At 46.7% G+C, this 13,347-nt stretch carries 15 protein-coding genes and 1 pseudogene; 13 read left to right on the forward strand and 3 right to left on the reverse strand.

Going from position 1 to position 13,347, the window contains the following annotated elements; translation table 11 throughout:
• Positions 1-165: 165 nt before the first annotated feature.
• The 6 genes and pseudogenes from K7P76_RS09230 to cysK form a co-directional block, all read left to right on the forward strand.
• Complete coding sequence (locus tag K7P76_RS09230) at positions 166-462, forward strand: hypothetical protein (RefSeq protein WP_232185001.1); 297 nt, start codon at positions 166-168, stop codon at positions 460-462.
• Positions 463-788: 326 nt separating this feature from the next.
• On the forward strand, positions 789-1,244 hold the full coding sequence (locus K7P76_RS09235; RefSeq protein WP_232185003.1) for an FMN-binding protein: 456 nt from the start codon (positions 789-791) through the stop codon (positions 1,242-1,244).
• 10 nt (positions 1,245-1,254) lie between these two features.
• Positions 1,255-2,142 (forward strand): FAD:protein FMN transferase, encoded by an 888-nt coding sequence (locus K7P76_RS09240; protein ID WP_232185004.1) that lies wholly within the window; start codon positions 1,255-1,257, stop codon positions 2,140-2,142.
• A complete protein-coding gene (locus K7P76_RS09245) occupies positions 2,143-2,949 on the forward strand; it encodes an RnfABCDGE type electron transport complex subunit D (RefSeq protein WP_232185005.1) in 807 nt (268 codons plus the stop codon).
• Between the two features lie 105 nt (positions 2,950-3,054).
• Positions 3,055-3,540, forward strand: a complete 486-nt coding sequence (locus K7P76_RS09250) for a DUF3995 domain-containing protein (protein WP_232185006.1) — start codon at positions 3,055-3,057, stop codon at positions 3,538-3,540.
• Between the two features lie 9 nt (positions 3,541-3,549).
• Positions 3,550-4,251: pseudogene (cysK, locus tag K7P76_RS09255) on the forward strand (cysteine synthase A); the annotation flags it as partial.
• Between the two features lie 5 nt (positions 4,252-4,256).
• Here cysK and K7P76_RS09260 read toward each other — a convergent pair.
• Positions 4,257-4,493 carry a helix-turn-helix domain-containing protein gene (locus tag K7P76_RS09260; protein ID WP_232185007.1) on the reverse strand — a complete coding sequence of 79 codons (237 nt, stop codon included), beginning with the start codon at positions 4,491-4,493 and terminating at the stop codon, positions 4,257-4,259.
• 134 nt (positions 4,494-4,627) lie between these two features.
• On the opposite strand from K7P76_RS09260, the gene K7P76_RS09265 reads away from it, so the two are divergent.
• The 4 genes from K7P76_RS09265 (at position 4,628) to K7P76_RS33080 (ending at position 6,723) form a co-directional block, all read left to right on the forward strand.
• On the forward strand, positions 4,628-5,125 hold the full coding sequence (locus K7P76_RS09265) for a JAB domain-containing protein (protein WP_232185008.1): 498 nt from the start codon (positions 4,628-4,630) through the stop codon (positions 5,123-5,125).
• A gap of 101 nt (positions 5,126-5,226) precedes the next feature.
• Positions 5,227-6,204 (forward strand): aldo/keto reductase, encoded by a 978-nt coding sequence (locus K7P76_RS09270; protein ID WP_232185009.1) that lies wholly within the window; start codon positions 5,227-5,229, stop codon positions 6,202-6,204.
• Positions 6,205-6,234: 30 nt separating this feature from the next.
• The gene (gene csaA, locus K7P76_RS09275; protein WP_232185010.1) at positions 6,235-6,564 is read left to right on the forward strand and encodes a chaperone CsaA; all 330 of its coding nucleotides are present in this window, start codon (positions 6,235-6,237) and stop codon (positions 6,562-6,564) included.
• A gap of 24 nt (positions 6,565-6,588) precedes the next feature.
• Positions 6,589-6,723 (forward strand): hypothetical protein, encoded by a 135-nt coding sequence (locus K7P76_RS33080; RefSeq protein ID WP_255678433.1) that lies wholly within the window; start codon positions 6,589-6,591, stop codon positions 6,721-6,723.
• A gap of 15 nt (positions 6,724-6,738) precedes the next feature.
• Here K7P76_RS33080 and K7P76_RS09280 read toward each other — a convergent pair whose 3' ends face one another.
• Both K7P76_RS09280 and K7P76_RS33425 read right to left on the reverse strand, forming a co-directional pair.
• On the reverse strand, positions 6,739-8,247 hold the full coding sequence (locus K7P76_RS09280; RefSeq protein ID WP_232185011.1) for a response regulator transcription factor: 1,509 nt from the start codon (positions 8,245-8,247) through the stop codon (positions 6,739-6,741).
• A complete protein-coding gene (locus tag K7P76_RS33425; RefSeq protein WP_232185012.1) occupies positions 8,244-10,019 on the reverse strand; it encodes a sensor histidine kinase in 1,776 nt (591 codons plus the stop codon). Before K7P76_RS33425 ends, K7P76_RS09280 begins: the two co-directional genes overlap by 4 nt.
• A gap of 184 nt (positions 10,020-10,203) precedes the next feature.
• Between K7P76_RS33425 and K7P76_RS09290 the strand changes: the two genes are divergently transcribed.
• From K7P76_RS09290 to K7P76_RS09300, 3 genes are all read left to right on the forward strand, one after another.
• Positions 10,204-11,559 (forward strand): ABC transporter substrate-binding protein, encoded by a 1,356-nt coding sequence (locus K7P76_RS09290; protein ID WP_232185013.1) that lies wholly within the window; start codon positions 10,204-10,206, stop codon positions 11,557-11,559.
• Between the two features lie 62 nt (positions 11,560-11,621).
• Positions 11,622-12,506, forward strand: coding sequence for a carbohydrate ABC transporter permease (locus tag K7P76_RS09295; RefSeq protein ID WP_232185014.1), 885 nt, complete (start codon positions 11,622-11,624; stop codon positions 12,504-12,506).
• On the forward strand, positions 12,499-13,326 hold the full coding sequence (locus K7P76_RS09300) for a carbohydrate ABC transporter permease (protein WP_232185015.1): 828 nt from the start codon (positions 12,499-12,501) through the stop codon (positions 13,324-13,326). Before K7P76_RS09295 ends, K7P76_RS09300 begins: the two co-directional genes overlap by 8 nt.
• Positions 13,327-13,347 lie beyond the last annotated feature (21 nt).

Raw genomic sequence — 13,347 nt, forward strand, 5'->3', positions numbered from 1 at the left:
AAGAACGTTATCTGAAAGCTTCCAAGAGCATAATGATTTCCATTTTATTGTTATTGTTGTAAGATTAATTATAGCAAATTGAATTGAGGGATGATTATGTTACCTCCATACGTAATAGATCTCTAGGTACCGTACTCAGTACCCAATAGGGTAAATCTAAAGTATGTGCCAGGGATTGTATTGTTTAATGTAAATGAAATTAATGATTGGAAACAAGCTTTACTTGAAAAGAGATTATTAAAAAAACAAAAAGCATGTAGATGTTTTGACCCTAGACTAAAAAAGCTTAAAGAATATCGACATCACAGAAGAACTAAATATATCTATGGGAATGAAAGCAAATTTATTAGAAACATGACTCAAAGAAAATTTAGAAGAGCAATGAAAAGAGAAATATTAAGAGAAGAATATTACAGACCTGTACCCCATGATTATAAGACATATGGATGGCTGACTTGGTGAGAAAGTAAAGCAAATGATTAACTTCCTGAGAACTGATGATTTCCCGCACCAAGGATGTGTTTCCAGAAATGGACGATCCTGAGATGCGGGAAATTTTTATATATAGGTTTAGATTGATTTATCAAATTACCCCCGAATAAAAACCCCAAACTCAGTCGAATATCTGCAACTCAACTACAACCACACGCATGCCATTTCCCAACTTCGCTAGAAATTTAAATCATTTTTTTTAGAAGGCCTGTATTTAATAAAATTTAAATGTTCGACAATTATACTGGGGTTATCAGGAGAGTGGTATTCAGAATAGTTGAAGCGGAGGGATTGATATGGCCAAAATGAACAAAAAGTGGGTAATCCTGTGTTCAACGGCTGTTGCTGCGGTATACGCTGCCGGATATTTTACGACGGAAACCCAGGCATCCATACAACAACAACCGCAACACACCCAGATTAATATTCAATCGAATGGCGGCCAATCAAATGATACTTCAATAAATAAGAGCCCAACAAGCAGCCTTTATCAAGACGGTACCTATACGGGTATGGGAAGAAATCGGCGTGGATCGATTCAAGTAGCAGTAACGATTAAGAACGATAAAATTACGGATGTTGAAATCAGCGATTTTGCCATGCATTATTCCGAAAGTGACGTAGTGGGAATGCCTGAAGAAGTCATACAAAACCAAAGCGCGAAAGTGATGAATGTCTCAGGCGCGACGTACAGCACTCAAGCTTTCGAAGATGCCGTACTAGATGCACTCTCACAGGCACAGAACGCCTAATGGATAAACAATGAAAAAAACTAAATTATATATGGATACGGTTGTAGATATACAGGTAGTCACTGGGAAATGGAAATCAAAGGACGAGGCTGAAGCTAAAATCAATCGGGCTTTCGAGGCGTTTCAAAGAGTAGAGCAAGCTTGCAGCCGTTTTAGTCCTGAGAGTGAATTGATGGTGGCTTGCAGTCAGATCGAAACCTCGATCCAGGTGAGTCCGTTTTTATTTGAACCGCTCAAGTTTGCTTTAGAAATGGCGAAATGGACAAATGGTGTATTTGATCCTACCGTGGGAAAAGCGATGGAAGATCATGGATTTAATCGTCATTACTTAACGGGGCAATCCATTGAAAGTCCTTCTGCCGATTCAGTTACGTATCGGGATATCGTGTTAAATCAAGAAGATCGTACATTATACTTACGGAAACCTATGGTAATTGATTTAGGAGCCGTGGCCAAAGGGTTCGCCATCGATTTGGCCGCAAATGAGTTGAAAGAATTTGATGGTTTTGTGGTTAATGCTGGCGGTGATCTGTTTGCAGGAGGTCTGGATGAGCGGGGAAACCCCTGGGAAATAGGCATTCAGCATCCCGGGCGAAGAGAACAAATCATACACACAATTAGAATTCCTAATGAGGCGATCTGCACATCTGGAAGTTACGAGCGTAAGAGCGCAATAATGCCCGGCATGCATCACTTATTCCACCCCATAACGAGAATATCGCCAAATGATTGGATAAGCTGCAGTGTAATTGCCCCTTTCGCCATGATGGCGGACGCTTTTTCGACGGCATCGTTTTTGCTGGGGACAGAAAGCGGGAAAATGTTGATCGAACAAGCCGATCTAAGAGGAATCTTGATCACATCCGGTTTACAAATCGTTAGAGTTGGAGGGATATGAATGACAGCAAACCAATGGATCAAATCACCAAAGGGTTATGTCGCAATTGCCATAGTTGCATATCTTCTTATAGCCTCCATTGGGTCACAAGACATGATGGGCATTATAAATGGTATCGTTGCCGTCGGTGTTTCTGTGGTCGTTGATATCATTTGTAGCCGTATTGAAAAAAGAAAACGAATCATGCCGGATGGTGCGGTTATTACAGGGTTAATCATTTCTTTGATCTTGAGTACAACAACCTCTTGGCCCATCGTTGCGGCAACTGCAGCCATATCTATTTTGTCCAAACATCTTCTTGTCCACAAGAAAAAACCGATCTTTAACCCAGCAGCTCTAGGATTGCTTCTGTCCATCTTGTTCTTTCAAACAGAACAAAGCTGGTGGGGGGCATTCGGGGATCTTCCCGTATGGACCGTTACGTTTCTTTTGATTGGCGGATACGCAGTAACTAACCGAGTGAATAAATATCCTCAGGTTTTTTCATTTCTTGGAACGTTTTTCATTCTACTGTTCTTTATGGGCCATTTTAATGTTGGAGATGCCTCTGACGCACTCCGACCGCCATTTATTAACGCTGCCCTTTTCTTTGGTTTTTTTATGCTTACAGATCCGCCTACTTCGCCGGCCAAAGTTAAGGGTCAAATCTTTTTCGGCATCCTCGCCGCGGTAGCGGGAGCGGTTGTTTATGGACTCTTCGGAGGATTGATGTACTTGTTTATCGGACTACTTATTGGGAACCTTTTTCACTTACTAAAAACACGCTCGTCATCACAGCGAAAAGTCGCAGAACGATTGGAACTATAGATGGTGACCTGCGTTTCAACGGCAAGTGAGCACGAGAACAGCACAATTAGTAAACGTTCTATGAAGCTGGTAACGAAAATCCCGAGTCAGGCTGGTGCTAACTTGATGAATAAACTAAAATCTTGGCCTATAATTTGTGGAGTTATATGGTCATTATTATTTGCTTTCATGAGTTTCTATTGGGCGAGCGGAGGCATGCTTGGAGTTGACACTCTCGGAGGAGAAATTTATCGGCAGGCTGTTTTGCGGAACGAGGGTTTTATTTTAATCGTATGGTTAACGGGAATTGCCAAAGTGCTAGGAGCGCTTTTATTGCTCAGTCTCTTTATACATTGGAAAAAAAAGCTCATTATCAGAGCCATTTATTTTATAACTTTGATAGTCGGAATTTTTCTTTTGATTTATGGTTTGATAAACTTTGTCACGATTTTTCTCTCACTCATTCATATCTTGAACCTTTCGATTGATAATCGTTCGGCATGGTGGAGGCTTCTTTTCTGGGAACCTTTCTGGATGTTAGGCGGGGTGTTTTATATGATTTCCGGTCGTTTGTTGATTAGGGGAAAAGCCTCTGCAAATGGTCACGAGTAAGCGGTACCGGGTGTAGGTCTTGCTTTTACTGCAGCAGCTTTAGGATATAGATTAATTATTACACTTCCAGAGAGTTTCAGTGTCGAACGTCGAAAACTCTTAATTGCTCTTGGAGCAGAATTAGTACTAACCCCAGCTCCTGAAGGAATGTCGGGAGCAATCAGAAAGGCTGAGGAAATAGCCTCCACAATTCCTAACTCATTCATACCTCAACAATTTAAAAATCCTGCGAATCCAGAAATCCATAAGAAAACAACTGCTGAAGAGATCTGGAGAGATACGGAAGGTGAGGTAGATATTTTTGTTGGGGGTGTTGGCACAGGAGGTACAATATCTGGAGTTGGTGAAATACTTAAAAAAAGAAAACCTTCCGTTAAGATTGTAGCTGTTGAACCTTTTGATTCACCAGTACTTTCCGGAGGGAGTAAAGGGGTTCATAAAATCCAAGGTATAGGTGCAGGATTTGTTCCCGAAAACTTTAATAGGTCAGTTGTTGATGAAATTATCCAAGTAAGAAATGAGGAAGCATTTGAAACTACCCGTCTATTAGCTAGATCCGAAGGCTTGCTTGTAGGAATCTCATCGGGCGCTGCCGTATTTGCGGCACTTCAACTAGCCAAGAGACCGGAAAATCAAGATAAAAAAATAGTCGTACTTCTTCCGGATACAGGTGAACGTTACCTATCCACTGCTCTTTACCCGGATATATAAGGATATTAATGATGGAAATTTAATACCTGTTCCTCAACTAACCGAACCATTTCAGCAGCAGATATATTGAGTTGTTGAGTCAACGCAAAAATGGTATTTAGAGTTGGCCGGCGCTTGCCGCGTTCCAGTAAACTAATATAGGTACGGTCGAGCTTTGCGCGAAAAGCCAATTCCTCTTGGCTGAGTTTGTTTTCTTCTCGAATTTTACGTAATTGTTGCCCAAAAATGATCTCAATGCTCAAGGTAATATCACTCCTTGAGCTTTATTATTTCTAGTCATGCGACAAATAGTCTACGGACTATAGTCACGTGATAACATTTATGATATTGTGATGACTATAGTCCGAAAATGATGCGTGTTCTTCAGGAGGGCAGCATGTCGAAGAAGTTTGATAGTAACATTCAAAAAAAGCGAGTAGATATCGTTCAACTTCGAATAGTAAGAGAAAATAGTTTGTGGGCTACTTATAAGGTTGAGTCTCCAGAAGACGCTCATCACGTATTTCGTCAATTTATCGGAACGGAAAGAGATCGCGAGCTTTGTGTTTTGTTATGTCTGGATACCAAAAATCGGCCAACGACCATTCATGTGATTTCCATTGGAACACTGGACAGCGTGCTGATCCATCCACGCGAAGTTTTCAAAACAGCCATTATCGCAAATGCGGCATCTATAATTTGTGCACATTGGCATCCAAGCGGGGACCCCGAACCGAGCACGGAAGATGTGAAAATCACGTATCGGCTAATACAGACGGGAGCTATTGTTGGCATCACGTTACTGGATCATTTGATTATGGGCTCGGACAATGGTTATATCAGTCTTAAAGAGAGCGGTCTTATGGATATGATGAAACAAGCAGGAGTCACGTAATAGCTAATGACAGATGCGGGCTGCACCCAATAACCCCTGTTTTTTAAACAAAGAGCAATCATGATATAATTGTATTTATTTTCACTGAGGAGCAGATGAGCATGCGATATCATCGTCTTGGGAATAGCGGGCTGGAAGTATCGGCATTAGGATTGGGCACGAACGCATTTGGCAAACGGGCCGATCAAGACACATCCATCAGAATCATTCATTATGCCTTGGATAACGGCATTAATTTCATAGATACGGCTAATATTTATACGGGTTCCGAGTCAGAGAGAATCATTGGACAATCTCTGGAGGGAAAGCGGCATAGTGCCGTATTAGCGACCAAGGCTGGTTTGGTGAAAGGGAAAGGTCCGAATGAGAGAGGTTCTTCTCGCTACCATTTGCAGCAGGAGTTAGAAAGCAGCCTTAAACGTCTAAAAACGGATTATGTCGACCTGTATCAAATCCATGCATTCGACCCGAATACTCCGCTTGAAGAGACATTGCGCACTTTAGACGACATGGTGAGTTCAGGGAAGGTTCGTTATATTGGAGCCTCTAATTATGTTGCATGGGAGTTAATGAAAGCGCTGGGGATTAGCGAGCTCAGAGGGTTTAGCCGGTATATTTCAACGCAAATCAGTTATTCTCTAGCCGATCGCACGCCTGAAAAAGAACTTATCCCGATGTGTCTAGACCAAGGCGTCGGGATCATTCCCTATTTTCCATTGGCAGGCGGGATCTTAAGCGGAAAATATAGCTTAACGGATAAGGCGCCTGTAAGCTCGCGGGCGGATACGGATCCTAACTTTAGTAAGTTTCTTGATGATAGAACCATTACGCTCGGCCAGAATGTAAGTAAATTGGCAGCCGAACATGGCCATACCTCCAGCGCCCTCTCGTTAGCGTGGCTCATGGATAGACCCACCGTATCGACTGTTATTGTAGGAGCTACGCGGGTAGAGCAACTCGAAGATAATTTGAATAGCGTATCCATTATTTTGGATTCAGAAGTCATGCAGAAGTTGGATGAAATCAGCGACCCATTTCGTTACGGTAAACCATTTGCTACTTTCCGTTTACCTAAATGATTGGGCGGTACTAGGAGGATTGTTGCAGTTATGGCGACTATAGATGATTTTATTGCGTTAGACATACGTATAGGCACCATTGTAAAAGCAGAGCCTTTCCCCGAGGCGAAGAAACCCGCTATTAAGCTGGAGATTGATTTTGGACCATTAGGAATTCTAGCCTCTTCGGCACAAATAACGAATAGGTATTCTCCCGAGACGCTCGTTGGCAAACAGGTTGCGGCTGTCGTGAATTTCCCTACGAGGCGCATTGCAGGATTCAAATCCGAAGTGCTCGTTATCGGCGCCGTTCCGGAAGAAGGCGATGTCGTGCTTCTGCAGCCGGATCAATTCGTCGAAAATGGTACGCCTATTGCTTGATCTGATTCAACAGGAGGGGGCGCTATGCCGATGTCGAACCTGCAGGTGGGCACATTCCTTCGTCATCTTCGAGTTAGTTCCAAGGATGAGCTTATGCAGCGGGTTGGGTTGTACCTAAAGGAAATCAACGAGAACCCGGTTCCTTTTCGCTGGAAATAGAGTCTGGAAAAAGCTTCATCTTGCCCTATTTCGAAACTCCAATGGGGGCATTCCAGAATGGGCTTTAAATACTTTGCTGAAATAGCGCTGGTCTGCATACCCTGTGAGCTCGGCGACCTCTTTCAAAGGGAGAGAGGTGGTGTGAAGCAAATCAGCGGCTTTCCGGAGACGCATTTCGGTCAGAAACTCCACGAACGTCCTATTCGTAAATTGCTTGAAAAGGGAGCATAGATAAGAAATGGATACGCCGTACAAATCGCTGAGAACTCCCAAAGTCGCCGGCTCATTCAGATGGTTGGACAGATAATCGCGAATTTTTGCGAACAACTCTTCCCGGGTTGCGGCGATTTCCGGCGGCTTCCATTCTCTTGAGATGAAAGAAACGAACTTTTCGTTTAAGGTTCGATAGGAAAAGGAGGAACGAACGAGCCGCTCCGCGACCATCTCGTATTCGACCATACTCTCCGTGGCCTCCTCTGCAAACTTGGCGATCAGGCCGGTTAATTTCTTCATATTCCATTCAAGCGCGTTTAAAGAGCAACCTTCTTGTTCCCATACGGAAAGCATTCGTCCAATGAACCTCTCCAATCCGTTCCAATCCCGGTTGCTAAGAATGGCGCGTATTTTGCTGTCATGAACCGAGCCGAGGCGGGTGAAACCCCGGTGGCCAGTATCCGATTTGCCTGGCAGTCGAACGAACGCAGGCTCGCTCAAGGTAACGCAGTGATGAAAACGGGTATGCAGTTGTTTCATGTCCTTTAATTGGTCAATTCCGAGGTTGCACCGATATCCGACCTGCAAAAAAGACGGGAATTCTGCACGAAGCCGGGTGAGGATGGCTTGAAGGTCGGAGTCCACCAAGCGCGGAGCGGCGATCACGATAAGCATCTCGGTCAAATGCCCCAGAGGAAACAACCAAACGTGAGAATCCGAACCGCTCATGCTTAGCAGCTCGGCGGCGATCGAACGAAGCGAAGCTTCGGACGTCGACCTTTCGTGTGAAATTCCGCTAACAAGGTGAGTCCGAAAGATGAAGATCGAGTAGTGCAACGGGCCCAAAAGCTCGCCGAGTGTGGCTAGAATAGCGTCTTGATCGGAAGGTTGCGACCATAAATGTTCCAACCATTGCCGTCCATGGTCGTGCTTATGCCGCAGCTCGAGCTTATGCACCAATTCGTGAAAAATCTCGGAATGAACCGGCTTCTGAATAAAATCGACGACGTTCGACTTGAACGCTTCCCGGGCGTTCTCGAATGACGGATAGCCGCTCACGACGACGACCTGAACGTGTGGCCAATTCTCCCGGATTTGCTTGGCCAACGTCAGCCCGTCAACGGTCGCCATCCGAATATCCGTAAATACGATATCGGGACAGACGAGGGGAAGCTCCTCCATCGCCTGTACACCGTCGTAAACCTCTGAAACGATTTGGAGGTTGGAGCCGTAAGCCAAATTATAATCCGCAAGGAGTTTGCGTATTCCCATGATAAAAATCGGTTCGTCGTCGACGATCATGCATTTCATGTGAGCGCCTCCTTTCCTTTCGGCAGCGTATATTGGATGCGAATGATGGCTCCCTGACCATCGTTCGCATCTATGCGAAGATCGATCCGCTCCCCGTATAGCAGCTTTAACCTTAAATACGTACTGGCGATTCCCATTCCGCCGACGGACAAGCCGTCAAGGCCGTCCTTCCGGGATAAGCCGTCCCCATGACGCTTCATCGCTTCCATGACTTCGCCGTACTTGTGCGGCTCGAAGCCGCTCCCGTTGTCCTTGATCTCGATCGTCAAGCGATCGTCAGCCATCCGTGCGCCGACTTCGATGAGCATGGGGCGGTTCAGATTTTTGAAGCCGTGTTTCAGGCTATTCTCCACTAGAGGCTGTATGATCAGCTTCGGCAGCTCGATATCCGCGACTTCTTCCGGCAGCGAGATTCGATACTCCAGGCGATGCCGGTAGCGGCTTTTCATCAGCTCCAGATACATTTCCGTAATGTGAAATTCTTCCTTCATTGGCACTTTGGTTTGATTGTCGCCGATCGTGTATTTGAGAAATTCCGCCAGCTTTATGCAAAGATCGGCGGCAAGCCGGCTCTCGTTATGGTCGGACAGCACCTGGATGACGCCCAGCATGTTGAACAAAAAATGCGGATTGATTTGGGACTGAAGCAGGTCAAACCGGGATTGAAGCTGCAGATTGCGAAAATGGACGATTTCATTTAACGATTGCTGCAGCCTTGCGTTCATTTTGCGGAAGGAGCGATTCAACCGTTCCATCTCGTCAAGGTAATAGTTTTGGTTCAGATCGACTTCCCATGCGCTTTCGTCATCACCGCTTAATTGCAAAGAATCGAGAGCGGACCTGATCTTCTTCAGCGGCGAAGTGAGAATCCGTGCTAAAAAGTAGTAGATCAACAGCGAAAACAGGACAAGGAAGGAGACGATGGCGATCATCACCCATTGAAAATTCCGGATCGGCTTATAAAGTCTGTCCAACCCGACCGTCATGTAGAGCGTGAAATGGCCGGATTGCGATTGCCGATAAAATTCCAATCGATCCGACTTCGTTCCAGACTTCGCCGTATCAGGGTAGGAGTAAATGGGAGAGGAGCCACTGTAAATGATGAATTGATCGAAAGGAATATCGGAAAGTTTAGCAGGATCGAATATTCTTGAGGCTTCGATCTGAATTTGCATCACCCCGACTGGCTCTGTTCCGACTTGCAGCAGTCTGGAGAGGGCGAATACGGGAACGTTGCGATTCTCGGAGTAAGGGTCGCGCTCGCTGTAATTTGCGGCAACAGCCCCCCCTAACCTACGGGCATTGTCGATCCATCGCTCGCGCTCGGCATTCGGCGGGTCGCCAGAAACTTCTTTATTAGAAAATATCGTGCCGTCTTGGAGAATGATGTTGATGCGGTCCCAGTCCTTGTTAATCTCTTGGCCAAGCGAGATGAAATTTTTCACGGATTGAATCGTCACGAACTTGTCGGCGGTTTGGTGTCCCAACGCAGCGAGTTGTTCCACCAACGTATCGTTGGACTCGTTCCCGTAACCTCTGATCAGGTACATCTGTTTCGTATAGTTGTCGAATTGGGACTCCAGAAGGTTGAAGTTGTTTATTGAGCTGTTAAACACCTGCTCGACAATGGCGTTTTGGTTTCGGACGAGTTTTTCTTTCAAGTAGTAATAAGTCGGCACGGCTACGGCAACCGTCAGCAAGATAATGATCAGCGAGTAGGAGACGAACAACTTGGTATGAAAATTACGAAATAACAAAAATCTCCTTCTCACGGCGCCGCCTCTCGTCCTCTGTTTTTTAGTAGACTCAGTGTAGCATAATCCAAAATGTTTGAAAACGCTTTAGTCTCAGGAAGAAGATATTCCACATACCCGTGCAAGATATTCGATTGTTGAGGGAACGGGGAGCAAATATAATCTGACTGTAAGCACTTACAACTCAATTGGGGGAAGCAGTATGAACCGAAAGTTACGGAAGATCGCTACGTTCGTCACGATGATTTGCCTGTTGGTTACGCTAGCTGCATGCGGCGGCAACAAAGACGCTAACGGCGGCAATTCACAGTCCGGTGGTAGCTCCGAATCCGTCGGAACGCCTACGGCTTCGGGTACTCCGGAGCCTATGAAACTGAAAATCGTCGGGAACGGATCCAACTTCACAACCGGTTGGGAAGCCGTGATGGCGGACGCGAAAACGAAAGGCTTTGAAATAGAACTCGAGAAGCTTCCAGGCGGCAGCCAAGGTGACGATATCGTCAAGACGAGGCTGGCGACTAAGGAATTGCCCGATATTTTGCTAACCTATTCAGGCCAAGCGACGATCGTAGGGAATGGGAACCCGGACGAGCTGTATGTAGATCTGACCAATCAGGCTTGGGTGAAAAATTTGAATCTCGATACATGGGGAAGCTCATTCGCCTATCAGGGCAAGGTCGTGGGCGCTCCGTTCCAGGGTGCGCAGGTGATGGCGGTATTCTATAACAAGAAGGTATTTGAGAGCATGGGGCTAAAGCCGCCAACCACGTACGACGAATTCCTGGCGGCGTGCGACGTCGTTGCCAAAGCGGGCAAGACACCCGTATTTTTGCCGGGCAAGGACCCGTGGACGCTTCAGTTCCCCACGCTGTTATCCACGGCGAAGAAGGACTCCACCGAGATTACCGGCAAAATCAGCCAAAATCAAATGAAGTTTGCGGAATATGAGGATTTCAAGACGGGGCTGAACTTGCTGAAGGAAATCGTAGACAAAGGGTACGGAAGCAAGGATCCGTTCGCGCATGGCTATGACGATGCCGTGAAAGCGCTGGCCGACGGAGATGCCGCCATGTTCATGATGGGCGCATGGTTCATGACGGACGTCGTGAAGAAATATCCGGACAAGGTGAACGATATCGGCGCGTTCGCGATGCCGTTCCCGGACGGCAAAACGCCAACTGTAGCCGTCGCTCCATCGGTTGCCTTATATGTTATGAAAGGATCTGAAAATCAGGTTGCGGCAGAGAAATTCATCGAATATTTCGAGTCGATCGATACGCAAAATATTTTCTTTGGCGCGGAAGGCGGCATTCCGGAAATCACCGGTGTGAGTAAGCTGACCTTGACGCCGGCCGAGTTGGAAGCGAAGGAGATCGTGGACGCGGCCAATGGGTTCGTGAACTTCCAAGGATCTGTATTGAAATATCCAGGGGGCGATTTCCCGAGTTTAAGTGCGGACATCGTCGGAGGGAAGAAAACGCCGGAGAAAGTGCTGGAAGCGATGGATAAGGAGTTCGTCAAACAGGCGAAGTCCAAGAACGATCCGAATTTCAAATAGTAACCATGGAGAAGAGAGGGCGGTACGTGCCCTCTCTTCACAACGAAAGAGGTGAATGTCGGATGAGCAAATTGACCAGACAAAACTACCCATACTACCTGTTGCTGCCCGGCCTTCTCATTTTCTTCTGTTTTTTTGCTTATCCGTCGGTTAGCGGGTTTTATTATGCCTTCGTGAATTGGGACGGCATTCAAGTCAGAGGATTTACCGGATGGGACAACTTCCGCAATTTAATTGACCGTGACGACTTCGGCCTGGTGTTCTACAATACGTTTTTGTTTACAGCCGTCACGACCTTTTTCAAAATCGCGCTCGGTTTGCTGCTCGCGGTTTTGGCCAATATGACGCTGCGATTTTCCAAACTGCTGAGGTCCGTATTGTTCTTACCTGTTATCCTCAGTTACGTGGCCGTCGGTTTGGTGTTCTCGGCGATCTTTGAACCCGATCGCGGCCTGTTGAATCAGTTGCTCACGTGGGTGGGAATGGGTGGATGGACGCAATCTTGGTTGACGAACGAGCATCTCGTCATGTTTTCCATCTCGGCCGCCGAGATTTGGAAGACGGCGGGTTTTTGCATGATGCTGTTTTTGGCGGGGCTGCAAACGATCCCGAAGGATTGGTACGAAGCGGCCCAAATGGACGGTGCCGGCGCCGGCGCGAGATTCCGCTATATTACGCTGCCCGCGCTTCGGCCGGTTATCCAGATCAACGTGATTCTAACGTTAATCAGCGGACTGAAAGTGTTCGATCTCGTCTACACGATGACGGGAGGGGGGCCGTCCGGCGCGTCGGAGGTCATCTCCACGGTCGTCTATGATTCTTTCTCCAAAGGATACTACGGCGAAGGCACGGCTGCCAATTTGCTCTTGTTCGTGCTGATTTTAGTCGTAGTCATCTTCACGCACAAGTTGATTACGAAAAATGACAAGGAGACCAGCCATGCTTAAAAAACGAAAAAGCAACCGGGCAGGCTGGGAACTCCTCATCTTGGCCATTTGTTTCGTCGTGTTTCTTCCTACTTTCATGGTGGTCGTCAATTCGTTCAAGGACGCCGCCGGCGCCGCGGACATGTCCCTTTCCTTGCCGGGGGTTTGGCACATCGCCGACAATTACGCGACCGTCTATCGGGAAGCGAATATTCCCCGAGCCTATTGGAACACATCGGTCGTCACCGTGCTGAGCGTGATCGGGATCGTCCTGCTTTGCAGCACTTCCGCTTACGTTATCCAACGCAGAGACGACCCGATCATCCGCACGCTGAGATACATTCTGTTGGCCGGCATGATCTTACCGTTAACGATCATCCCGACGTTTATTTTCTTTCACAAAATCCATCTCACCGGAAATTACTGGGGGGTTATCCTGCTCTATATCGCTTCTTCTTACCCTTTCATCTCCTATGTGTACAGCGGTTTTTTCGATGGCATCTCGAAGGATATTGACGAGGCGGCGGCCATGGACGGGGCCAAAGGGGCGGGGCTTTTTTTTCGCGTTATCTTCCCGCTGCTCATGCCCATTAATGCGACGGCCATCATCATTAGCTTCATGAGCTTCTGGAACGATTTCGGCATAGCGATTTATTTCCTGAGTTCGCCGAAGCTGCAGACGCTCGGCCTGACCGTCTATTTTTTCTTCGGTATCCATACCAGCGACTGGAATTACGTCTTTGCCGACTTAGTGCTCATTTCTTTGCCCGTCATCGCATTATATGTCGTGCTGCAGCGGTATATTGTGGCGGGACTGACTTCAGGCGCTGTCAAGAGTTAAAGGGAAAGGAGAGGAAATCGG

This window comes from Cohnella silvisoli (genome assembly GCF_021190915.1).
Lineage (GTDB): Bacteria > Bacillota > Bacilli > Paenibacillales > Paenibacillaceae > Cohnella > Cohnella silvisoli.